This is a genomic window from Legionella sp. PC997, from assembly GCF_014109825.1.
Classification (GTDB): Bacteria; Pseudomonadota; Gammaproteobacteria; order Legionellales; family Legionellaceae; genus Legionella.
Genome location: NZ_CP059576.1, coordinates 936,470 through 959,616, shown reverse-complemented (window position 1 = coordinate 959,616; position 23,147 = coordinate 936,470). Strand labels below are relative to the sequence as shown.

Here is a 23,147-nt window from a genome sequence, read left to right as displayed (position 1 = left end):
TTACTTATTCAATAATCAAATTAAATTGAAAGAACCCTTTTAATTCTCCAAAAAATATGGCATCTATGCATCTAGCCAAATAATATTAAACTCTACAAACTAATAGAAGTTTTATACATATTAAATAATTGGGACCCTGCTCCATTTTTAGATGAAGTCGAGTCAATTGATATGAAATTTTAAAGCGGAAATACACACAGGAGAAGGATAAGGATATGAATTTCGAAGAATATAGTGTTCAAAAAAACCAGGGAAAAGATGTAAATCTCAAAATAATGCCACAAGAATTTGAGGTAAAAAGGCTCTGTAAAAGCTCTTTATTTACAAGTTCAAGTCTTTATAAACATAAAAGGAAGCAACCCTCATGAATGAAAATAATGATTCAGTACAGTTACGCTCAAACGAAGAATTAACCAATTTCAGAAAAAAACATTTTTTGCCTACCGCAGGATTTTACCACAAAGAGCCAATCCAGCTCGTCAAAGCACAAGACACGTATGTATGGGACTCAGAAGGAAAACGTTATCTAGATGCTATTGGTGGAATTGTTTGTATCTCAGCCGGACATAATCATCCTAAAATTAAAAAAGCTCTCATTGAAGCAATTGAAAATGATACCATTCAACACACAAGTCTTCTTTATTTAAATCAGGCACCTATTGAAGCTGCCGAACGTTTGCTTGAAGAAGCACCTTATGGCATGGACAGAGTATCTTTTACTAATTCCGGTTCAGAAGCCAATGAATTAGCCATCATGGCAGCACGCCATGCGACAGGAGAAACAATGGTCGTGAATGTGCGTCATTCTTATCATGGTGGAACCTCTGCTGCACTTGCCTCTTGTGGCCATTCAATATGGCGATTTAAAGCGCAGCCTGTTACAGGCGTAACCTCTGCAGTTGAACCCTACTGTTACCGCTGTCCTTTTAAACAAAAACCAGATAGTTGTGATCTATCCTGCGCAAAAAATGTTGAAACAACCATTCAGAATTCAACGCATGGAAAAATCGCAGCTTTTATTCTTGAACCCGTGATGGGTGTTGGTGGCTTTATTACACCTCCAGATGAATATTTTAGTGAAGTTGCCCGTATTGTGCATAATTACGGTGGCAAATACATCAGTGATGAAGTTCAGACCGGGGCCGGTCGTGGTGGCGGTGATCTCTTTCTCACCAAAACTTTAGATATCGATGCAGATATGGTGACTATGGCTAAAGGCTTAGGTAATGGCGCTCCCGTTGGCGCTGTGCTTATGAAAAGTGACGTCGCGGAAACAATGACTGGCAAAACATATTTTAATACGTTTGGAGGTGACCCATTACAAATGATCCAAACCAAGCTCACTTTGGAAATTATTAAAGAAGAACAACTCATTGAAAATGCACGTGCCATGGGAGATTTATTAAAAGATGGTTTTTGTCAGTTACAAAAGAAGTATCCTCTCATTGGCGATGTTCGTGGTCGAGGATTAATGTTGGGAATTGAATTAGTTAAAGATCCTCAAACAAAAGTACCTGCATCTGATGAAGCATTTCAATTAATGGATCTTTGCAAGGATAAAGGACTCTTAGTTGGAAAAGGAGGACAGTTTGGTAATGTTTTCCGAATTGCACCCCCTTTAACAATTAATCGAGAGCAGGTCAACTTCATACTTGAAACACTCGATCAATCTTTAGCAGAACTGACCCACGCTTATACTCCGTAATAAACTACCAAAGAGGTTGGTCATTCTCACTGGTCATTCCCGCGCAGGCGGGAATATCCCACGACTTAGTAAAGAATTAAATTGAATCGATAGCTTCTCACCTGCCGAACATTACAAACCTCAGAATGCCATTACCTCAGGTCAGCCTGACCAATGTGAATTATTTCGAAAGTAATTTGGAGAAAGCTGCCTTTAGGTAGTCACATTGGATAAAGATTACGTATCAACATATACTTCGCGTACTAGAGCTAACCATGCTTTTGCTGCCTCAGAAAGATACGCCCCACGTCTCCAGGTCATTGCCATATTCCATTGAAACTCATCTCCTTTCAGTAATGGATAGGAAACTTGGGGATTTGACTTTTCAAGAGCGATCATTCTTGGTAAAAACGCCACACCAAGACCTGCAGCAACCAGCTCCAACATAAAATCAATCTGACTGCTTTGGGAAACTACTTTAGGCTCGAAACCCGCCTTATGGCTTGCATTCAGTATGATTCGATGTAAGGCAAAACCACTACCAAATAAGATAAACGGCGTATCTTTAAGCTCGGATAAACCAATTGCATGCCGACTTGCCAAAGGATGGCTCGACGCCAAAAGAGCAACTAAGGGCTCACTCCGGATTAATTGACTATCGAACTCATCGGAAGTTGTTAATAATGTTCCTGCAAAATCGATTTCTCCTGCTCGTAAACATTCGGCAAGCTTTACACTTCCATGTTCGATCAGTTCTACTTCAATACCAGGATAACGTTGATTATAACGTGCAAAAAGAGGCGCAAATAGAGTACTGCTACCCACTGGAGCAATACCAAGACGTAATCTTCCTTGCTTCAAACCACGAAGTTCATCAAGTTCTTTTAGAAGATCATCGCACTCTGCAAGCAATTTAATACCTCGACGATAAACAATTTCACCCGCAGCTGTAGGAATACTACGCTTTTTAAATCGCTCAATCAGAGGAATGCCTAGATCTTCCTCAAGCTGCTTTATTGCTTTACTCACGGTAGACTGAGTCGCAAAAAGAGTTTCTGCTGCCTTAGAAAAACCACCTTGGCGAACAACCTCAATAAACGCACGGAGAAGTTTTAATTCCATAATTATTCCATTTTAGAATCATTATTAGTCTATAAATTCATTTTATTCATATTATAAAAAAGTGTAAACTTAATTGAAATTGGAATAATCAAAATGAAAAAATATATAACATCTAAAATTCAGCACAATGCAATACTTCAAGTTGGATTAGTATGTCTTTTCTGGTTATCCAGCGAACTTATAGTTCACTTTTTAAAGCTTCCCTTTTCAGGAGGAATTTTTGGTTTGGGGATGGTTTTACTGCTTTTAGCTACAAAACGTTTAACCCTCAATCTCATAAAACATGGAGCGGAATTAATCCTTGCAGATATGTTGCTTTTTTTTATTCCAGCAATTCTTGCGATACTTGAGCATCACGAGTTTATTGGTCTTTTGGGCCTTAAAATTCTCTTTGTTATTTTGCTAAGTACTTTATGTGTCATGTTAGTTACTGGGACTGTTGTGGATTATTGTTATCATTGGAGGACTAACCGTGTTAAGTCACATTCGCTCTGAACCCATAGCGCAAACCATCTTCTGGTCCTTTATAACCATTGGCATGTATTTTATAGCCAAAAAATTATATATACGCTGGTCATTTTGGTGGTTAATGCCTCTGATATTAACACCTACAATTATTGGAGGCCTTATTCTTTTGCTCCATCAAAACTATCAAGACTATTTTCGAGGCACCCGATGGATAGTCCAATTAATTGGACCGATGACTGTTGCCTTCGCAATTCCTATTTATGAGAAACGTGCCCTTATACGTCAACATTGGCTTGTACTTTTAATTGGGGTATGTGTCGGAAGTTTTACCTCAGTATTAACAAGCTGGGGATTAGCGATGTTGGTAGGACTTGATAAAAATATAAGCTTAAGCCTATTGCCTCGTTCCCTCAGCACGCCCTTCGCGCTTGAAGCATCACATAGCATAGGCGGCAGCCCAGAATTAACAGCGATATTTGTGATTATTACAGGGATATCGGGAGCGGTTATTGGTGAGCTCCTTCTCAAACGTTTTTCATTTCATTCAACCCTAGCTCGTGGGTCTCTTTTCGGTGCTGGAGCACACGCAGCAGGTGCTGCACAAGCTCATAAAATAGGGCCTCCCGAAGGAGCGATTGCTGGCTTGGTTATGATTTTAGTAGGGCTCATAAATGTACTACTTCTTCCTATTACTCGCCATTTTCTGCACTAAGCATTAGACTCACAACTTAAGATTTTAAAAATATTTGAAGATTAATCCACGGCGAGCATAATTTTTCACAAAAAGTTGGAGAAGCAAGTAAAAATAGATTCCATTAATACGAAAAAAGTTTTAAATTCTATCAACGCCTACTAATACTAAGAACAAGTTTACCATGCGCTTAAGACTCCTTTTTTTATTAATTTTTTTTGTTAATGCTGCAATGGCAAGTCCATGGTTTACAGGACCATTACTTGCTCCGGCTGGAAAAACAATCCCCAGAGGCCATCTAAATTTTGAACCCTATGCATTTTACAGCGGCTATCCCAAAGGGTTTAGAAACTTTGAAGTTGTTCCTATTCTCAGCGTGGGAGTTTTTAGTTTTGTAGATTTACAAACATCGATACCATATGATTACAGTTGGGATAATGGGCAGCATGGAGATGGTGTTGGAGATTACAGCTTAGCATTGGGATTTCAAGCTTTGCGACAACAAGAAGGTTCTTGGCTTCCCGATCTTCGCATAGTAGTACAAGAGGTTTTTCCTACAGGACGCTATGATCATTTAGACCCTAAGAGGCTGGGTACCGACCAAACCGGTTTAGGATCCTATCAAACTTATCTTGGTTTTAATTTTCAAAGATTGTTTCAGTTGAAAAATGACCATTATTTGCGTACGCGTTTGAGCTTGGTAGGGGCAAAATTTTCTGATGTCGAAGTGCAAGGAGTGAATGTTTTTGGTGGTAGCCCTACCACCGAAGGTAGGGTAAAACTGGATAATAGTTATTCTGCCGACTTAGCCTTTGAGTATACGCTAACCCAAAATTGGGTTCCGGTTTTTGAAGTTTTGTTTGTCCACAACCCCAGCAGCAATTTTGATGGTAATCCAGGATTCACGCCGGGGGGTACTGTGGCAGGTATTGGAGGAAAAGCGAATGAACAAGTGTCACTCGCTCCTGCTATTGAGTATAATTTTACCTCCAATCTCGGTCTTATTGGTGGAGTTTGGTTTTCTGTAACTGGACCTCATGCAGCTAAATTCGTAACTGGTGCTCTTGCACTTAATTGCTATTTATAAAGCTGTCGTTGACCGCTTCTTACGCAGCAGGAGCGGTCAGTAAGCGAGCTTCGCTTCCTTCTTCCGGTAATTGCTTAGTAAGCCAATGATCTTTTAAATCTACTTCTCTATCCGTTTCTACCTTGTTAAGGAAACTACTGAAAAATAAAGTTTTTCCTGCAGCTAAACGCCCTAGTCCTATAAAAATCCCTAAGCCAAAAAAAGTGACACTCACAATCATCGCGATATCAGCTATTAGACGGCGTCCATCGTGGCGATGTTTAAATTCAGCGTGGGCGGCATTAATTATATTCTCAGCTTGCTTTTTTAGGGGAAGGTCTGACAATCGGATATCCAAGGCCTTTTTATAAAATTGATCAATTGATTGATCGTATTCGCTTTCATATTTCTTCTCTTTACTAAGAGCAATTTTTTGATCTCGGAACTCTTTTAGAGTTAATAGATCCTGAATCAAAACTGAAGTGAACTTTTCATATGATTTTTGCCTTAAAATTACTTGCTTAAAAATTTTATCTTGTAAAAGTGCCTTCATTAATTGAATTTGGAGCGGTTCTTTAATGCCATTAAGGATTGGTTCCAGCCGGTATAGAAGCGGATCTACCAGTTGTGTTGGAGATTCAGGTGAAATAACTTTGACCTCAAGTAGCTGTTCATATATATATTTGGTCCGAACTAATTTCTTATGAATTTTTTTGGCACATTCAGCAGTCAATTCAGGATTTAATTGCTCAAAATTTTCTATGATTATGGAAAATGATGGATTATCAAATATACGTTTTTTAGCATCTACAGAAGTTGCTTTCCTTAGCTCAAAATATAATTGATACAAACTATCCTCTGTTTGTTTTATTTTATATTCATCTTGAAACGGGTCGGGTGGTAATTTTTCAATTAATTGCTTTAAGAATACAAAGTTTCTTCTTTTCTCTGTAAACTTTTGGGCTGAATTGATTTTTTCAAGATACGCCTTAAAAGCAAGCGCTGTGGAGTCTTGCAATTGAGGCGCATAATGTTTTTGCTCTTTTTCCGGAAGCCTTTGGTATTTTTGCTCTAATACTTTAAGCGCTGCATTGGGATCTTCTTCTTTTGCAAAATCGTGCAGAAGCGTTAGGAATTCGCGTAAATTTACAAGTTCACACTGAGCCTGTTCAACCGCTTTATGAGCCTCAAAAATAAAGGAAGTTTCATGCGCTAACTTTTGCAGCTCTGTAAAAAACCTCTCTTTGTCAATTAGATCCACATGTTCTTTAAACTGACGAACCTGTTCTCCAAAATGGTAAATCGTACGTAATTTAATGATTTTCTGTTCAATATTATCTTTACGCTTTTTAAAACCCACCTCTTCAATTTGAAATGCTTTATCCATACGTAGCCACAATTCTTGATTATTCGTGACTCGTCGAACTAAAGCACTCGGCATTTCTGCATTTAACTCTTCCAAACATAGAGTAACAAGTTGCACACCATTCATTTGGTGCAGCTCCTCATCACTAATAGGATAGAAAAATGGACTTTCAAAAACCTCGACCGGAAGCTCCTGAATGTTACTGGAGTGTTTTGTTAATTCTTCATTTGCTTTTTTAAATCGTTCAACAGCTTCTTGAAATAAAGTGACTGTAGCATTCATCTCCTCCCATGAGGTTTTGGCTATTTGTTGCTTTTTTAAATCTCGGAGTATTAAAACTACCTCAGTACCCGCAGATAGTAAGTTACTTATTTTGCTCCAGTAAGTATGAGGTTGATGGATTCTACATTCTGCAGCAGGATGTTCGTACGGCTTAAACGGCAAAGAACAAAGATCGGTACTATTTAAAGCATATAAACGTCTTAGGATGGTACTCTCACGATACTGGGGCAAAAAAGCATGTCCCTCATTAAGCTCGGTTTTTTTATTCGAGTAATTAGCTAGAATATTTGTTGTTTGAGAAAAATTGTGTTCCCAATGATTAAGAGCCTCTGCGTTTTCAGCTAAATAGTCTACATATAAATTAAATTGTTTCGCCAGATCGTTTAAATCTAATTTCGAGTAATCAATTAGATTGATTTGAGCAAGGGGTAAGAGATTTTTTTGTATTCCGGATATCAGTTGAGGAAATGAAATTTCCTCGCTGGTTGTTAAAGTGATAGGTTGAGTAAATTCTTTTGCCCGGTCTGTAATTTTTCTCAGCTTATCAATAGACTCTATACTGATAGAAACTGGCTCATCGCATAACACCCAGCTTGTACTTAAATCAGATATCTCTTCTAAGGATGATGGGAAGGGATTTTGCAGGGCATTTATTTGGATCTCAATCTGTTGAAGAAAAAATTCCAGTGCTTCTTGCTCTTTGGTAATGGGCTGTTTCTTAAAATGCTTTTGCATAATCAATAGCTTTTCCAAGATAACTTTGCTTTCTTCCTGTAAATCATCGTATTGATTTCTTAGCAACAGTTCCTGATGGGTTTGTTTCAATTTCGGATCAATCCCAAGCTGCAATTTAAATAACTTTTGAATGCGATCAATAGCTTTCTGGTACGGAAGTGGAATATTTTTTAATTGCTTAATTTCTGCAATCTGATGTTTCAACGGTTCATAACTATTCACATCACCTTGTTGTAATTTTTTAATCGTTAATAACAAATTGGCCTGTAGGTTTGAGAGAGCAGATTGACTCTCAAAATCCATTTGCCCCTCAATAATGAACACCTGATAAATACGTTTCAAATAAGTATCAAAATCAAGTGTAATGTAACTTAAGGGATTATTTTCAGTCGGTACAGCAGTTTTTGGTTTGGAGAGCAGAAACGCTAATAAATCTTTTTTATGATCTTCGTCAGCCAGAAGCCGGAGTTGCTCTAAAGTATTTTTGACAGATGGCCAATTCTCATCGTTAATCGTAACTTGCATTGCGCCGTATTTATCCGGTGGGAAAACACCTTTTTCGCTTACAAGTTTGGCTTGATATACTGGATCACTAAAATATAAAGACCCAGCAGCAGTATACGTATCTGAAGCGCCCTTTAATGAATGTCCTTGACCGAATTGATCATGGTCTTGTTGTACATTATTAGGATACTTTTTTGCCCCCATTAAAAATTCTACCGGGGAAGCGGCAGGTGCTGTTTGTTCAAGACCAAGCATGAGCAAACAATCTGTGTCATTGCGGTGAAAATAAAAATGACCACTGAAACCATTAGCTGTTATTTTTTTTCCATAAAAATTATCTTGCCCCTCGCCACCCATAGCGATATTAATACCAAAATCCTGGGGAGTTTTGATAAGACCGGGTAATTGTCCCATTAAACCCAGCAAAAAACCCTTTCCTTCGACAATTTCACCACCCATACCGCGACGCACATTATGTGTGGCTGAGCGGGAAAAAACATTTTTTCCATCAGGAGGGAAATAATTTAATAATTCTTCCCTATTTGCTCCGGTTAATCCTTTATAGTCAAGAATAATACGACTGGCATGCGATAAATAATCAGCAATAGTTAATTGATCCGAGGGAGCTTGTAATTTCGATGTTTTAGATAAATAAGGGCGTACTTTGAAATCACCCGATGCTAAACAGGATAGTAATAACTGCGTCATATTAACGGCAATATCATTCTTAGGATTATAAATAAAAGTTTTTGCCCATTGCTCAGCAACAGCAGCTTGATCGTGTTCAATGGCACACGAAAGGATATCGAATTTTTTATAAGACATTTTTTTAATCAATATTGAATTTTAAGCTGGATGATAACAAAAAAAGCGTATGGATAGCAAAAAACCCAATTGTATAATTGATGATCCAGTAAAGTTAATTGCTCCTTTTGCAATGAGGTACCTCGAGGCAGAACCCGAGTAATTTTTCTTTGACAAAAGACACCAAGATTCTCCTTTCCCCGCATCCAGGCTATAGCGCATTGTTTCAGTGGATAATACTTGAAAAATTACTATAAAAATCAAGCAATAAAAAATGTTGGGATAAATGGAAAGAATTCGAGAATTATTATATTCTTAATCTTGAGTTTCGTACTCAAGTATACAAATAATTTTATAAGGATAGTAATAATGAATGCATGGAATAGTGTAATTTTTGTAAAAAGTAACAAAGCAATGTCTGATATGAATGCTATGGCTAAATGGGATGGCGTAGAAAAAATGTGGTCTACAACAGGCGAATGGGATTGGTGCATTAAATTGGATCAAAAATCATCCACTCCTGAAAAAGCTGAGGAATTTGTTGCTCGTATGCGTGAAGGACATTGGGTCACTGAGACCAAAACCAATTGGTGGAAAGAAATTGCCGCAAAATAGTAGTGTTATTAACTCGGAGCAGAATGCTCCGAGCCCCGCATTTTTAGCGCCTTGATACTCCCTTGACCTCATCTCCCAAACCAAATCTGCTTCCTGATGAATATATTCAATACACACTTATGGTATTATAGCCCTGAGTGCAGTTAGCAAACAAACCAGAACATGTGAATGTCACTTTATGTCAACTTCACAAAACTAGGAAAGCAGGTACTAAATATGTATGGTTTTTTTGATTTTAAGACATGGAATATGTCCTTAAAATTAACACTACAAGATAGAATGTTTATCTATATGTTTAATCAAGCAAATCGTGAAAAGAAACTTGCACTAATTAAAAATCAGAAGATTGAAACAATTGCTCGCATTACCTATCACGTCCCTTCCATCGAAGAATTTTGCCAGGATCAAGAATTAGTTGAATACTGGGGAAAAATATGGTGCGCATATGGTGTGGCTTTAGCACAGCAGAAAAATTTACCCTTAATGATGTTTTTCTCCCAACCCCAATTAAATCAATTTAATTTAGTACGGGGTGCATATTTTTTTCATTACTCACAAGAAATAAAAAAAAATATGAAGAACGATTTCGGATTTTCCGAAGTTGAATCACTCAAAATTGCCATTCGATACGGTTCTGTTCATGCAATTCAGCGTTACAATGAATACATTTACCATAAATTACAACAAGCTAGTATTGAAGAATCGAACACTCTTTATCAAGAACTAATCTTCAATAGCAAACGGATGCTTCCCTATTATGGAAGTTATGGTTATATGGTTTTGGCGGAGGCAATATCTAACTACTGCTTATGGTTACTCAATAACTCTAAAATTGAAGAAGCTCAAATTGAATATAAGCATGTTTTAGATGCTTTGGATTATGCAGAATTAATTTTAAACGAAAGCAAATACAGCATTCAAAATGCAAGTATAGGTGCAGGCCTTAAATGCAGTAATTCTAGGAGGTTTGAATTACCCTCCCAGGCCAAAGATTTTTTTATTGCATATTATACCAACGCTCTTGCAGAAATCTCCGCTTCCTGCTTAGGTAGACCCTCAACTGATCTAAAATAGAACAAATGGTCTATATTATAAATAATACAATGATCCTTATTTTTAAATAAATAAGGGAGGTTATGATATGTCCCCTAAAATTTTTATTTCTTACGCAGTTACTCCCAAAAAAGAACTAGTCATCTCAAGTTATCATGAAAAAGTCCAATCCATGGTTAATGGTTTTGCTTTAATTAAAAAGGATGGCTTAAAGTCGGGAGACTTAAAAAAACTAGAAGAATCTCTTCCTGAAAAATACGATAATAACGATGTAAAAAATAAACTCCTTGGATTATTAAAAATCATTAAACAGAGTGAAGACTTTGATACAGTAACCTATAGAGGCGATTTAAATTTATGTACTCACAGAAAAGAAGAGTTGGCCCCCTTTTTATTTGACGGTACCTTAAATGACTTTTTTTCAGGAAAAGAGGTTAAGTTAATTTTAGAGTCAGCGAATGTCGAATATGTCGAAGGGGCTATTAAGTTTGCAGATAACATAGAAATAAGTAATCTAATTTTGCAAACTAAAACAGCAACTAAAGATGGAATATCTAAAACGTACCCTTCACTTGATCACAATAATCCGGAAAAATACTCTATTCCATTACCTGAGTCCGGTGCGCTTGCTCAACCTTCTATTAGTATTAAAGACCCTCATGCTCTAAGCGATGCCTTAGGGAAAGTAGGGATTTTTAATACCCCAAAAACAGAAACAACCTCCACGTCGACCAATGATTATCAAAAGTCTGGATTTACACCTAAAGTAAATGAATGAGTGAGTAACGAGGAGGATAAAGTCTCCTCCTTCATTTCACGAACCTTTTATCTTATACCTGAATTTAATAAAGCCATAAACTCATAAGGACTCAGTTGGTTTGAGAAATACGTTCCTTGCCCATATTTACAACCATATTGCTTCAGCTGTTCTCTAATTTCCTTATTTTCTACACCATCAGCCAGTACCTCTAGCTCTAAGGTTTGTGCTAGTTTAACAATCGCTTCAACAATTTTAGACTTCCTCTTGTCTTTAATCATGTTCAAAATAAGTGACTTATCAATTTTTATTTCATTGATTGGCAAATTGGCTAAATAAAGAATTGAAGAATACCCACTACAAAAATCATGTATTGCTAGCTTCACGCCTAAATTGCTTAATTGATTTAATACTTCAATTGATTGTTCCTGATCCGATAGACAAGCTCGCTCATTAAACTCTAAGGTTAAATACTCTGGAGCAATTTTATTTTCTTTAAGTAATTTCTCTACAAATTCTGGTAATTTTTTATCAATCGCATCTTGAACAGAAAGATTAACCGATGCAAAAATTTTATGTCCTGCCTGATGCCAAAGTACTAATTGTTTCGTAACATTTATTAACATGAACGAGGTTAATTGCTGAGTTAAACTCGATCGCTCAATAAGTGGCATAAATTTTTCCAAACTGAGTAAGCCATATTGTTCATGTACAAAACGCACCATGACTTCAGCACCAATGATTCTACCTGTTTTCAGCTCCACAGCAGGTTGATAATAGATTTTCATCTCCTGATTTTCTATAGATTTCTTCAGGGCATTCATCACAATTCGGTTGGTAGTAAAGTCCTCTTCCATATTTGCATTATAAATAGCAAAAGGCTTTTCTTTCTTTCTTGCATGAAAAACTGCCGTTCGTGCATGACTGATTAAAGAAACGTTATCATCTCCATCACGAGGATAAATTGCAGCTCCGGCCGTGGTACCAATATTTACATGGATACCATCTACTATAAAATCAAGAGTCGTTATCTCAACAATGTTTTTCAACAAGGTGTTATAATTAACCTGTTCATTCAATCTAGGAAGCAATAAAGCAAATTCATCACTTTCTATCCGAGCTATAGTATTTATGCCCATAGTCGCTTTGAGCATAAAAGGGTTAATTAACATATCTTTTAGTTTTTTAACAAACTGGGTTAAAACACTATTGGCATTAAAATCACCGAAATTATCGTGAATGACCTTAAAATCATTTAATTTTAATATAATAACCCCCAACTCATGTAATTCTTCCATTTTATCAATGGCTTGTTTGATTTGCTCACTAAACAGAAAGGCATTAGGTAACTGTGTGAAATAATCATGTTCACTTTTATATTTTAGTTTTGATTCGAGATCGCTACTTTTATATAGAAGAGCTTCCGTTTTATCTGCAACAAGTGATTCTGTGGTGTTCACCAATCCATGGAAAAATGATTGCCCCCAATAAGCAAATAGAAAAGGAGTTAAATCAAGAATCCAAATGGCAGGATTTGTTGTTTGCGCCCTAATAAAACCATTTAGATTGACAAATCCTGTGATTTGATAAGACACAACCAGCGAAGCGATTAAAATACTACAAATCGAAATGCTTAATCCTATATAAGCATATTTGTTCACATATTCTTTTAAAATAATTGAACTTCTTGCGATATTGTAATTTATGTCCATATAAGTAATGATGAGGTGTGTCCATAAATTAATTTTAGTACTTTAATTTATAAGTGGGTAACGATTAATAAGAAGAAGCAACAAATTATCGAAATTATTCAAATCACTGGGTGGATTTGGGCTTTACTAAAAAATAGGTGGGCATATCCCCTATTCCTTTGACTAAAATGGTTCCTCTTTTTTCAAATTCAAAAAGATCTTTCAGCAGTTGATAAGTTTCTTCACTCACATGAATTCGATCAGACTCACCATGAGACTCCATACGGCTTGCTATATTGATGGCTTTCCCCCACAAATCATAGGCAAATTTTTTCTTGCCAATGACTCCGCCCACTACAGCTCCAGTATGAATTCCAATGCGAAGATGAATGGGGAAAAGAGTGTCTTCATTTACAGAACACTACAGGTAAAATGAGGGACGCTTTTAGCAAATGCGTCCTGGTGGTAAGTGGAGCCATCGTCAACTCGTGCACTTAAGGATATTGTGTCAAATTTATGCAGCTGATTCTTTGGAGGCAATAAGATTCCTCTCAAAAAATCGCAACTAGATCTAATATCTTTCTCTGGATATAACCAATTTTCATTTGAGGAAGTTATATATCTTTGGGCGTTTGGTTTTATAATATGATTGATTTTTGATACTTCAATTTCATTTTACTCCCTAGATAATATGAAATTAAAAGAGTACTAACCAATGTTTTTCTTATGAGCTTTCTGATCTATCGATTAAACTGAAAGACATTAAACATTTTATATACAATTAAGGAAGTTATGGATGTACACGAGACGCTATTTCGTTGATGCATTAATTAAAGCTATTAAAGAAAATAACTTCGAGGATGTGATAGACCTGGTTAGGTTAATCAATGAGCGATCGCCCGCTTCTTTATTTGCTTGTGATGAAGAGAATAAAACGCTTTTACATCTGGCCTTAGCAACTGGTGATGAGGAACTATCTAACTTTTTATTTAATGAAATGAAAAATAATAAAGTGATTTATACAAAAGACCATGAATTAAGAACGGTTTTTTGGTATGCAGCAAAAGATTCATTTTGCGATATTTTTATCAAGCTACTAAATCAGGCAAAAAAGGACGAGCAACAAACTTTGATTTTTGCATGTGACATATATAAATCTACACTTTTACATAAAACAGCTTGGCTTGGTCAGCTTAAAATTATAGATATCTTATTTCATCATGTCATTTCAGATAAAGATAATGAATTTATTAATCAAGCTGATGATGATGGTAATACGGCATTGCATAAATGCTATCAGGTACTTCTGGATTGCAGGAAAGAACAACCAATAGATGAGGAGTCTATAAAAAAGCACATTCAGATCATAGTAATACTATTTAAAAATGGAGCAGACCTACATCTTTTCAATAATGAAAATATCACACCTTTTATGTTGCATAGGCAACTTCCTATCCGCGATCAAGAACATATTTTGCTTTGTCTTAAAAGCGGAGAGAGGGCACAATTTTTACGTGCTTATGCTCAGTTATTCGAAGAACAAAAAGGCAAATATGATCCCATGGTAAAAAGTATTTATATACGATATAGCGGAACTCTTAGCCTGGTCGAGTTAGTAAGAGCTAATTATTTATGTAATCCAAGAATGATTCCAAGAGCATTATATCTGCAAAGTGTGAGCGTACCAAAAGATCAAATATTATCCTATGAAGCTAGGGGGTATGCTTTTATCGAGTCAGATCAAAGATCTTTTGAATCAGAAAAAGGTAAAGAAATAGTTGAAGATCGTGGTGATAAAAATGACGAAGACTTTGTCTTAATGATAGGACAAGAAATCATCCCGGACTCCATATTAGTGGAGATGCCGCGAGCGTTCAAAGATAATTTAAAATCAGACACAAAGCTTAATACAGTAGCAAGGAGCAATATTTCGAAATCCTTTCCTTCATCTTCAATCACTTATCACTACCAACATTCAAATAATGACAGGCTTGTTTTGAATTGCTTGATTAAGCAGATGGAAGATTATTTAGCTGACTTACAAAGACGCACTCCACAAGCTGATCCATGTTTTAGGGCGGCAACAATAAGTATGTCAGGTGGATCTATTTGTTGTTCACTAGTTATTATATTATATTTTATTTATCGTGCTGTTGATGCCTACCAATATTTGAAATCTCATAAAGAAGTGCTTGACTATGAAACAAGAGGATATTATAGAGAGCAGGTTGACTTATACGGGGCTCTTGCAATATTGACACCTTGGCTTCTTCTTATTCCTGTAGTCGGGATATCTACGTGCTCTGCTAATTTTTGGAATATAGAAAAAAAGATTGCAAATCTTGAATATCAACGCTTTATTGAAAGATTGGAACTCATTTCGAATAAGCTGGCTGATATGCAAGGGCTTCACGCCCCAATTCATCATGACATTCACGTGCAATTATTGCGAGATATTGGCTTATTAAAACAGGATCAGTACCTGGAGGATACCATTAATATATTTACACGTTGTATTGAGGCATTAAAGGTAATACGACGAGACGTAACAAATAATGAAAAATTATCAGCATATTCAATTTTTTCACGTAGGGAAATTGTTATTACAGTAAATGAAAGTACACCGTTACAACATATTCCCCCATCCAGATTAACTTATGGAACACTATAAATACTTTCTGACTTTGCAGCCAAAAAGCATTGATTCATTATTTTCAGCACAACCTATTGATTTTATTAAGACTGCTAGCTAATCTTGCTCCCCTAAGAGGAGCAATGTTGCTAATGACACCAGCAAAAGAATTACCCATTGTCATTAAAAATCTCAGGAAGAAGTTGAGCAGATCGTTGCATTGGTGCACTCATCCAACCTACCTGAGGGCACAAAACCGTTTGTCATTGGTTGTATTCACCTGGCTTCTTGGATCCCGCGGGCACTGCTCGAGCATAAAGTCTCTGTATCCAATTTAAAGCGGTTTATCTTTGGCAACAGAGATAAGACCACGAACCAATAAGACAATCTCCAAAGGTAGAACATAATAACACTGCTGCAGGAGAACCTGCGCCGAGCCAATCAAATTAAGAGAGCCATGCGCCCAAAGAGCCTAAAGGACATGGACGCCTTCCGCATACCGCCTACATCAATGTACAGGAACACACCATTCCGTAAGAGTTCCTGAGCGCCTGTGAACTATGTCCACATAGCTGTGGCGGCAGACTTTATTTCATCAATCCCGGCGTCCTCATTAACATCAAAGGTCAAAATCTGGCCTCTGTTGATAAATACTGGACTGAGAAGCTACGATGTGCTTTATGTAATGAAATCTTTTCAGCCACCATCCCAGCCCATGTCGATAAAGAAAAATATCATCCGAGTTTTAAAGCAATCTTGGCGTTACAAAAGTACTACATGGCCATGCCATTTCATCGGCAAGAATACGTTCAATCACTTCTTGGTTTTCCCATTCCGACATCTACCCAATGGCAACTGATGGAAGAATTAGCTGGTTGTGCGTTGTTGGTATTCCCAGTCTTAGAGAAACTAGCGGCCAATGGTTCTTTGGTTCACATTCGCATGCGATTGGTAAAAACAAATACGCCGCGGCTGAAGGGGTCATCAAGAAACTTTTGTCGGAATAAGGCTTTCAAGCCATCGATGCCTTTTCTAAAATCAATGGGTTCAACAGCAAGTAACAAGCGATGTTGTGGGGTAATCTGCAGCATCATTGCTCCAGAAATCCAGAATGAGTTTTGATACCCTACTCAGAGGCACTGCATTGATTTTCAGTATACTGCCACAGGGACGATGAAGTTCAACACTACCAAGCGCATCGTTATTCGATAGAAACTCTGAATCAAGCCTCCCCGTAGGTTTTCCTTTTACCTCAACAAATTTCAGGTCCGTTTTCTCTACAGGCAATAATTTTTTCCTGATTTGGATTGGACTAATCCCTAAATGACTGCCGATTTTCGAAGGAGTATAATCACCCAATAATCCCTTGACCTGCTCCCATAACTCATCAGGAATTTGCCCGCGCATTGTTCGTGAGGCTCGCCAGTGTCTAAAGGCTTGTTTGACCGTGTCTAATAATCACATCACGTATTATTACATTCGACTTCTTAAACTGTGTTAATAAATCAGCCCCCTTCCATTGCACTTGAGCTAATCGATTTATTGCGTGAATGTTTTCATTTACTTATCCATTAAAAAGGAGCTCTGTAATTGAAAAATTACAGTTGATTAAATGAATTTCGGAATTACAAATAAGTATATTTTGGGAAAAATAAAGATTTTTCGAATGAACTTGTAGCGTAATCCAAGTACTTTGCAGTATCTTAGATTACGGTTGCAACCCTCTATCGTTATTCAAATTTCTATCGCTTCGGGCCAAACGCCACATTGAACCTGTCCAATATGTTTTTTCTGTAATAACAGCATTACCAAACGAGATTGACCAATACCGCCTCCAATCGTTTGAGGTAAAGAACCAGAGATTAATTTCTGGTGCCAATCAAAATCCAACCGGTTTTGGCAACCCGTTAATGCCAATTGATATTTTAAGGTGGACTCATTAACTCGAATACCCATCGAAGAAATTTCAAAAACATCTGAAAGTATTGGATTCCAAACTAAAATATCACCGTTTAGTCCAGTGAAACCCACTTCATTCACTGTACTCCAATCATCATAATCCGGTGCGCGTAAATCATGGGGCTTGCCATCAGATAGTGCACCGCCAATTCCAATTAAAAAAACTGCTCCATATTTCTTAGTAATAGCCCGCTCTCTTTCTTTAGGGGATAAATGCGGATATAACGCGAGCAACTCTTCAGTATAAATAAAATGAATATATTCAGGGAGAAAGGGTTTTAAACCATAAAAATCACTCACCATTTTTTCCGTTTTCTTTATTGCTCCATAGAGTTCAATAACCGTTTTTTTCAGATAACTTAAACCGCGATCATGAGCATTTATAACCCGCTCCCAATCCCATTGGTCTACAAAAACTGAATGGGTTGCGCTTAATACCTCCTCATCAGGTCTTAAAGCACTCATATGAGTATAAATACCTTCTTCAGCTTGAAAACCAAAGTCTGCGAGCAATTTCCTTTTCCATTTTGCTAAAGAATGAACAATTTCAAAGGAACGTTCTGGCATGGCTTTAATTTTCACAGAGACTGCTTGCTCTGTGCCTGACAAATTATCTTGTACGCCATCCCCGACACACGTTAATAATGGTCCTTGCACTTCAATAAGACCTAATCTTTGTTCTAATTCGCGAGAAAAAGAAGTCTTAACAAAGCTTATTTGTTTTTGTTTTTCAATAAATGCCTGCTTCATAATACTACCTTTAAAATTAATAAAGTTGATATTATATTGCTTTTTTTATGTATTTTTGTTCTAAATTTAAAATAAATCTAGATATGAAAAATAATATTCATTAAAATAGCATTATTATTAGAAATAATTTAAAAAATTGCCATGAAAGACCTTGAAAATTATCAAATCGATAATCTGGACCAAAAAATACTTAACGACTTAATGAAAAATGCGCGTACTGCGTATGCGGAATTAGCTAAAAAATATGCTGTAAGCCCCGCTACGATTCATGTCCGAGTAGAAAAAATGCGTCAAGCAGGAATTATTGAAGGGGTGCATGTGCATGTTAACCCTAAACGTTTAGGATATGATGTCTGTTGTTTCATTGGAATTACTCTTAATCATGCGAAAGATTATCAGGCCGTCTTAAAAAAACTGGAAGATTTAGAGGAGGTCATTGAAGCTTATTACACTATTGGCCATCATTTTAATATCTTTATTAAGGTAATGTGTCAATCAATAGAGACCTTACAGCAACTTTTAGTCAATAAAATTCAGCTTATTGAAGAAATTCAATCAACGGAGACGTTGATCTCATTACAAAATCCTATCATGCGCTCAGTATCACCTTAATAAGAGATGATATTAAAAACCTACTTTTGAGTGACAGTTGGAGTTTGCAGGTCTGGATTGGGGTCTTCTTTTGTAGTTTTTTCATCAGATGGAGATTTCAATCCACTTAGTGGAATTTCTGATATAGCTTTCTGTACCTTCCCCACTTGATTCGATGACATAGGACTCATCTCTATATATTCATATTCATCATCATCATCGAATTCTGGAGACTCTGTTTTGGGAGCAAGGGATTCAGAAAATTTACTCATAAAACCGGAAAAACCACTCACTAAAGCATTTACGGATTTTTCTTTTAAACCAGCTCCTTCGAAGCCTTGAAAGAAGGACTTTAACCCTTCTACTGCTGCGCCAGCATAAGCTTTAGTCATGGTCCATAATTTTGATGGGAAACTTTGTGTTGAATCATCAAGAATTCGATTCAAATTTTTAGTGACATTTAAAGTATCTTTTCCTAATTTCTCCAGAACATCAGGAGATACGTTTTCTTTTTCTCCAAGGATCGTGCGATGCAGGAATGTTAAGCCGGTGCTTTGTAAGGAAGTAGCAGCGTTACTCAATTGAAGTAATTCTAGGGAACGAACTGTCTTTGAGAGAGCTTCTTTAGAAACGTCTGAAGTTAAATTTTCTTCCAACGTCTTTATATATTTTTCTTCTTCCTCGATGATGTTTTTTCTCGCTTCTTTTATTGGACTTTCATCAGGGTCATCTAATACTTTCCGATGCTCTGCTCTAATATCCGCTATGATTTGCTTGGCCCTCTCTTTCTCATCTAAAGTACTCATGGCAAGTGATTTATTGTATCCCTTCATACCCTGGTCGAAGCTTCCTGCCCACATTTTCGCGGCAGTATCAAAAAAACCCTTGCCCTCTTCATATCCCTTTAGTGCACCTTGACACATGCCTATAGTGCCTTGAACGCAAGCTTTTGCAAAACCTATCGCTTTATCTTTCAGGGATTTTGAATCATCAAAAGCAAATCCGGTGGCCAAATTCCATGCGATCCTAATTGAATCTGTTGCATTGTTGAGCACAGCCTTGGGATCAATCTTTTCATCCTTAGTTCGTTCATAAGTCGTTATTACCGCATTACTTAACAATTGAGCTGTGTTTGTACTGCTACGCAAATCTAAAAGAGATTTATGCGCCTGCTCGGCCTTGGATGTATCCGACAAATTCCCTTCTAATTCATTGACACGCAATTTTATGCCTTCAATTAGTTCTTCCTTTGCCTGTCGATATTGTGGAGGCATCGCCGAATGCTGCCAATCGGAAAGATTTTGACGGATTTCGGTAACTAATTGTTTAGAATCCAATTTACTTTGCATAATTATTTTTTCTTCAGTATTCCATACCCAAAAGTATAGCTTAATAAGTGGATATATGCTCCTCCTGGCGGGCACTTAAGCATCGCTTAATAATCATTGTGTTAATATAAAAAACACCGCCGCCGTGGTAAATAAAGATGAAAAACGCACTAACTGGTCTACTGGCTGTACTTTTATTGCCCTTCACTGCGCTAGTCAGTGTTGCATTAGTTGCATTGTTGCTTGCCATGTTTGCCCTTGTTTTTCCCGTTGTTGTTCTTGGCGGTACTTTATTAGGAGCAGGCGCTCTCTCCGAGAAATTTACGGATTGGCTGTTCCCGAATCAGAACAAGGAGTTAGATCCAGGCAAAGGACCTCTAATTGCCTCAATATCCACAACCCTTCTCTTCCTTTTACTACTCCCCGCCCCCATTGCGGCTGGGGCGATTCTTGCTGCAGGGGTTGTTTCTATTTTATTACCACCTGCCTTAGCGATAAGCAGCGCGTACTTTATTGCAAAAGATGGAATAAATCGTCTTTTTACTGCGCTTAATATAACTAATGACGAATCTCCGATAAAACACAGCTACAGCAAATTGCCAAAAAATTCTAATGAAGTTCGAGAAATTTTAAAGGATATCCCTTATTTTGGTTCTTTGTTTGAACAAATACCTTCACATTCCACCTCCAAAAATGAAACGGTGGAGCCTAGCTCAACTTCGCGGTGGGATCTGTATTAATTTACTTATTTTCTTTAATGGCATTTCTCATAATTACAATTTTTTTGCCCTCATTTATAAAGAGTATTTTGGTGATTTCTACTCCAATAAAGAAAATTTGAGATGAGTAAAACATCCATATCAAGATAATAATTAACGATCCGGCAGCTCCAAATACAGAAAATTTATGAAATTGAATCAGGTAAAACTCAATGAGAATTTTACCGCAACTAAATAATACCGAAGTGATTAATGCGCCTAACCACACATCACGCCATTTCAAAATCACATCAGGCAGAACTTTAAATGTCATGGCAAATAAGAATGTAATTAGAACAAAAGAGAACACATGACTGATTATAAAATCCCTTAAAATACTTGTACCTACAATATAATTTAAATACTTACCTAAAATTGCTAAAAAGGTACTGAAAATTAGGGAGACTAATAATAAAAATGCAACTCCTAAAACAATTACAAAAGGAAAAAAACGGTTTTTTATCTTGGTAAACCATGTTTTGTTAGGATTAATTTTAACTCCCCATATCTCATTTAACCCCACTTGAATTTCCGTGAATACTCCCGAGGCACTAAACAAAAGGATAATAAAGCTTGCTATTTTTGTTACAAAGGAATTGTTGGGCTTATTCGCATTTTGAATTATTTCCTGAATTTGTAATGCAGGTTCTCTTCCTATTAAACTGCTTGCTTGAGACAAGATTTGGCTACGAGACGCTTCCTCTCCAAAGACCATCCCCACAATAGAGATACAAATTAATAAAATGGGAGCAAGCGAAAACAACATATAATATGCAAGTGCTGCAGCTTTACTTGAAACTCTGTCTTCACTCCAATTATTAAATAGCTCTTTTAAAAAACTCCAAAAGCTCATTAAAATCATTTTCGTCCTTGTTTTAGCTGAATTATTTAATATTATTTTGTTACAATCTGCAGCTATGTTTCTATTTAGAAAATAGATAGACTTTTATAATCTTGGATAATGATTGATGAATCAATTTAAATTTTTAAAAATAATTAATTATCAACTAAATACTTACGAATTAATAGCAGCATCCATCCAAAATGACATACGGCATCTCCAATCCAAGCTAATTAGCCAACAACTATCAAAAGACGAAGCAAATGCTCTAGAACTCTCTCAAGAATGTCTAAACCTCCTGATTGAATCAACTTTTTTACAAATGTATTCCCAACTCGAAGCGGGCTTGTATCTTGAGTGCAGGGCTTATTCAATTAAGAAAAAGGCCAGCATATCTCGATTTGAAATGGCCCTTAGAGAGCTAGGATACGATGTTGGTGGTGTGTACTGGAGCGCCTTACTTGATATTTCTAAAATTCGAAATTGCTTATTACATGGAAATGGAAGGTTAGATTCAGACCGATATGGAATCGATACCCAAGAGACGCTACATCTTCTAAATTCAGCTACCCATACTTCTCTACTTGAACTTATAAATCACCAAGAAGGTGCCTCTAAAATAAAAATCAACGAAACATTTCTTCATTACTGTTTTACGCAAATAAAAAATTTTATTAAATCTCAAAATAGAATTGAATAACGAACATTTATAATGTTTTATTTTTACTCAAGAATAATGAGAATTAATTACTTGAAACCATACTGAAATATATGGTTATTTACTGCATAAAAAATAATTTTGACATTTCTTCACTTGCAGATGCACACCACAAAATATTTAGTGCATCCGTATACTGCAGAGGTTTAATAATACATCCCGATACATGTAAATCTCGGGTAATGAGTTTTTCTTCCGTAGTATAAACGCTAGTAAGCACAAAAACCTTAATATCCCCAAAATCAAAACCCTTCCTTAACTTTTTCAAAAAATCGATGCCGTTCATTTGAGGCATATTTAGATCAAGCAATATTACATTTGGCTTGATCTTATTTTGACCATGACGTCCATATAACATGTCCAGTGCTTGTTTCCCATTTTTTGCTACAGCAATCTCAACTGCCTTGTTCATTTTGGTAAACTCACGTTGCATCGTCTCAATATCAACTTCATCATCCTCTACATATAAAATATCAACCTGAGTAGTCATGTTGTATCTCCCTATCTGTTCCATAGGAGCGAGTGACTAACTCCCTATGTACTCTTTTAATTATAATATACATCAGCGCTCCCGTTTTTTTCTGAGGGTTTATCCTAGGATCAAACTAATATTTACCCGCAATTCGTTTCATTTTTAATCATAATTTTCCAGAATAATTATTTATAAGTAATAAAACGTTGAATCATATAAATAAGCTCCTGCGCAACTAATAAGGTAAATGATTGATAACA

Annotated in this window: 21 protein-coding genes; 11 read left to right on the top strand and 10 right to left on the bottom strand. The window is 36.5% G+C overall.

The genetic code is table 11. The features are described from left to right. The first annotated feature begins 364 nt into the window (after window positions 1-364). The gene (locus HBNCFIEN_RS04010; RefSeq protein WP_182392798.1) at window positions 365-1,705 is read left to right on the top strand and encodes an aspartate aminotransferase family protein; all 1,341 of its coding nucleotides are present in this window, start codon (window positions 365-367) and stop codon (window positions 1,703-1,705) included. Window positions 1,706-1,921: 216 nt separating this feature from the next. On the opposite strand, the gene HBNCFIEN_RS04005 is transcribed toward HBNCFIEN_RS04010, so the two are convergent. After that, window positions 1,922-2,806: a LysR family transcriptional regulator gene (locus tag HBNCFIEN_RS04005; protein ID WP_182392797.1), complete on the bottom strand. Its 885-nt coding sequence runs from the start codon at window positions 2,804-2,806 to the stop codon at window positions 1,922-1,924. A 93-nt stretch (window positions 2,807-2,899) separates the two neighbouring features. Between HBNCFIEN_RS04005 and HBNCFIEN_RS04000 the strand changes: the two genes are divergently transcribed. The 3 genes from HBNCFIEN_RS04000 to HBNCFIEN_RS03990 all read left to right on the top strand — a co-directional run bounded on the left by HBNCFIEN_RS04000 (window position 2,900) and on the right by HBNCFIEN_RS03990 (window position 5,052). Beyond that, window positions 2,900-3,301, top strand: a complete 402-nt coding sequence (locus tag HBNCFIEN_RS04000) for a CidA/LrgA family protein (protein WP_182392796.1) — start codon at window positions 2,900-2,902, stop codon at window positions 3,299-3,301. After that, window positions 3,279-3,986 (top strand): LrgB family protein, encoded by a 708-nt coding sequence (locus tag HBNCFIEN_RS03995; RefSeq protein WP_182392795.1) that lies wholly within the window; start codon window positions 3,279-3,281, stop codon window positions 3,984-3,986. Before HBNCFIEN_RS04000 ends, HBNCFIEN_RS03995 begins: the two co-directional genes overlap by 23 nt. Before the next feature lie 163 nt (window positions 3,987-4,149). Then, on the top strand, window positions 4,150-5,052 hold the full coding sequence (locus HBNCFIEN_RS03990; RefSeq protein ID WP_182392794.1) for a hypothetical protein: 903 nt from the start codon (window positions 4,150-4,152) through the stop codon (window positions 5,050-5,052). Window positions 5,053-5,071: 19 nt separating this feature from the next. Here HBNCFIEN_RS03990 and HBNCFIEN_RS03985 read toward each other — a convergent pair whose 3' ends face one another. After that, window positions 5,072-8,743 carry a LepB GTPase-activating domain-containing protein gene (locus HBNCFIEN_RS03985; protein WP_182392793.1) on the bottom strand — a complete coding sequence of 1,224 codons (3,672 nt, stop codon included), beginning with the start codon at window positions 8,741-8,743 and terminating at the stop codon, window positions 5,072-5,074. Between the two features lie 348 nt (window positions 8,744-9,091). Here HBNCFIEN_RS03985 and HBNCFIEN_RS03980 point away from each other — a divergent pair, with 348 nt between their 5' ends. The 3 genes from HBNCFIEN_RS03980 (at window position 9,092) to HBNCFIEN_RS03970 (ending at window position 11,168) form a co-directional block, all read left to right on the top strand. Then, on the top strand, window positions 9,092-9,337 hold the full coding sequence (locus tag HBNCFIEN_RS03980; protein WP_182392792.1) for a hypothetical protein: 246 nt from the start codon (window positions 9,092-9,094) through the stop codon (window positions 9,335-9,337). Window positions 9,338-9,505: 168 nt separating this feature from the next. After that, window positions 9,506-10,411, top strand: coding sequence for a DUF5630 domain-containing protein (locus HBNCFIEN_RS03975; protein WP_255464331.1), 906 nt, complete (start codon window positions 9,506-9,508; stop codon window positions 10,409-10,411). A 67-nt stretch (window positions 10,412-10,478) separates the two neighbouring features. Beyond that, window positions 10,479-11,168, top strand: a complete 690-nt coding sequence (locus HBNCFIEN_RS03970; protein ID WP_182392791.1) for a hypothetical protein — start codon at window positions 10,479-10,481, stop codon at window positions 11,166-11,168. A gap of 47 nt (window positions 11,169-11,215) precedes the next feature. On the opposite strand, the gene HBNCFIEN_RS03965 is transcribed toward HBNCFIEN_RS03970, so the two are convergent. Next, window positions 11,216-12,859, bottom strand: coding sequence for a bifunctional diguanylate cyclase/phosphodiesterase (locus HBNCFIEN_RS03965; protein ID WP_182392790.1), 1,644 nt, complete (start codon window positions 12,857-12,859; stop codon window positions 11,216-11,218). Window positions 12,860-12,962: 103 nt separating this feature from the next. Then, complete coding sequence (locus HBNCFIEN_RS03960; RefSeq protein ID WP_255464330.1) at window positions 12,963-13,193, bottom strand: adenylate/guanylate cyclase domain-containing protein; 231 nt, start codon at window positions 13,191-13,193, stop codon at window positions 12,963-12,965. 441 nt (window positions 13,194-13,634) lie between these two features. Between HBNCFIEN_RS03960 and HBNCFIEN_RS03955 the strand changes: the two genes are divergently transcribed. Then, window positions 13,635-15,509: an ankyrin repeat domain-containing protein gene (locus HBNCFIEN_RS03955; RefSeq protein ID WP_182392789.1), complete on the top strand. Its 1,875-nt coding sequence runs from the start codon at window positions 13,635-13,637 to the stop codon at window positions 15,507-15,509. A gap of 893 nt (window positions 15,510-16,402) precedes the next feature. On the opposite strand, the gene tnpB is transcribed toward HBNCFIEN_RS03955, so the two are convergent. The 3 genes from tnpB to asnA all read right to left on the bottom strand — a co-directional run bounded on the left by tnpB (window position 16,403) and on the right by asnA (window position 18,179). Beyond that, window positions 16,403-16,561, bottom strand: coding sequence for an IS66 family insertion sequence element accessory protein TnpB (tnpB, locus tag HBNCFIEN_RS17840; protein WP_370530118.1), 159 nt, complete (start codon window positions 16,559-16,561; stop codon window positions 16,403-16,405). Beyond that, window positions 16,518-16,877 carry a hypothetical protein gene (locus HBNCFIEN_RS17660; protein ID WP_182392787.1) on the bottom strand — a complete coding sequence of 120 codons (360 nt, stop codon included), beginning with the start codon at window positions 16,875-16,877 and terminating at the stop codon, window positions 16,518-16,520. The genes tnpB and HBNCFIEN_RS17660 overlap by 44 nt, the downstream gene beginning before the upstream one ends. Before the next feature lie 327 nt (window positions 16,878-17,204). Further along, the gene (gene asnA, locus HBNCFIEN_RS03940) at window positions 17,205-18,179 is read right to left on the bottom strand and encodes an aspartate--ammonia ligase (RefSeq protein ID WP_182392786.1); all 975 of its coding nucleotides are present in this window, start codon (window positions 18,177-18,179) and stop codon (window positions 17,205-17,207) included. 141 nt (window positions 18,180-18,320) lie between these two features. Between asnA and asnC the strand changes: the two genes are divergently transcribed. Next, window positions 18,321-18,791 carry a transcriptional regulator AsnC gene (gene asnC, locus HBNCFIEN_RS03935; protein ID WP_182392785.1) on the top strand — a complete coding sequence of 157 codons (471 nt, stop codon included), beginning with the start codon at window positions 18,321-18,323 and terminating at the stop codon, window positions 18,789-18,791. A 20-nt stretch (window positions 18,792-18,811) separates the two neighbouring features. Here the strand turns inward: asnC and HBNCFIEN_RS03930 are convergent, their stop codons facing one another. Continuing rightward, complete coding sequence (locus HBNCFIEN_RS03930) at window positions 18,812-20,119, bottom strand: hypothetical protein (RefSeq protein ID WP_182392784.1); 1,308 nt, start codon at window positions 20,117-20,119, stop codon at window positions 18,812-18,814. Window positions 20,120-20,256: 137 nt separating this feature from the next. Between HBNCFIEN_RS03930 and HBNCFIEN_RS03925 the strand changes: the two genes are divergently transcribed. Then, on the top strand, window positions 20,257-20,838 hold the full coding sequence (locus HBNCFIEN_RS03925) for a hypothetical protein (protein WP_182392783.1): 582 nt from the start codon (window positions 20,257-20,259) through the stop codon (window positions 20,836-20,838). Between the two features lies 1 nt (window position 20,839). Here the strand turns inward: HBNCFIEN_RS03925 and HBNCFIEN_RS03920 are convergent, their stop codons facing one another. After that, entirely contained in the window at window positions 20,840-21,718 is an 879-nt protein-coding gene (locus HBNCFIEN_RS03920; protein ID WP_182392782.1) for a YihY/virulence factor BrkB family protein, read from the bottom strand. Between the two features lie 106 nt (window positions 21,719-21,824). Here HBNCFIEN_RS03920 and HBNCFIEN_RS03915 point away from each other — a divergent pair, with 106 nt between their 5' ends. Next, window positions 21,825-22,397, top strand: coding sequence for a hypothetical protein (locus HBNCFIEN_RS03915; RefSeq protein ID WP_182392781.1), 573 nt, complete (start codon window positions 21,825-21,827; stop codon window positions 22,395-22,397). 79 nt (window positions 22,398-22,476) lie between these two features. Here the strand turns inward: HBNCFIEN_RS03915 and HBNCFIEN_RS03910 are convergent, their stop codons facing one another. Then, window positions 22,477-22,905: a response regulator gene (locus tag HBNCFIEN_RS03910; protein WP_182392780.1), complete on the bottom strand. Its 429-nt coding sequence runs from the start codon at window positions 22,903-22,905 to the stop codon at window positions 22,477-22,479. Window positions 22,906-23,147: the final 242 nt, after the last annotated feature.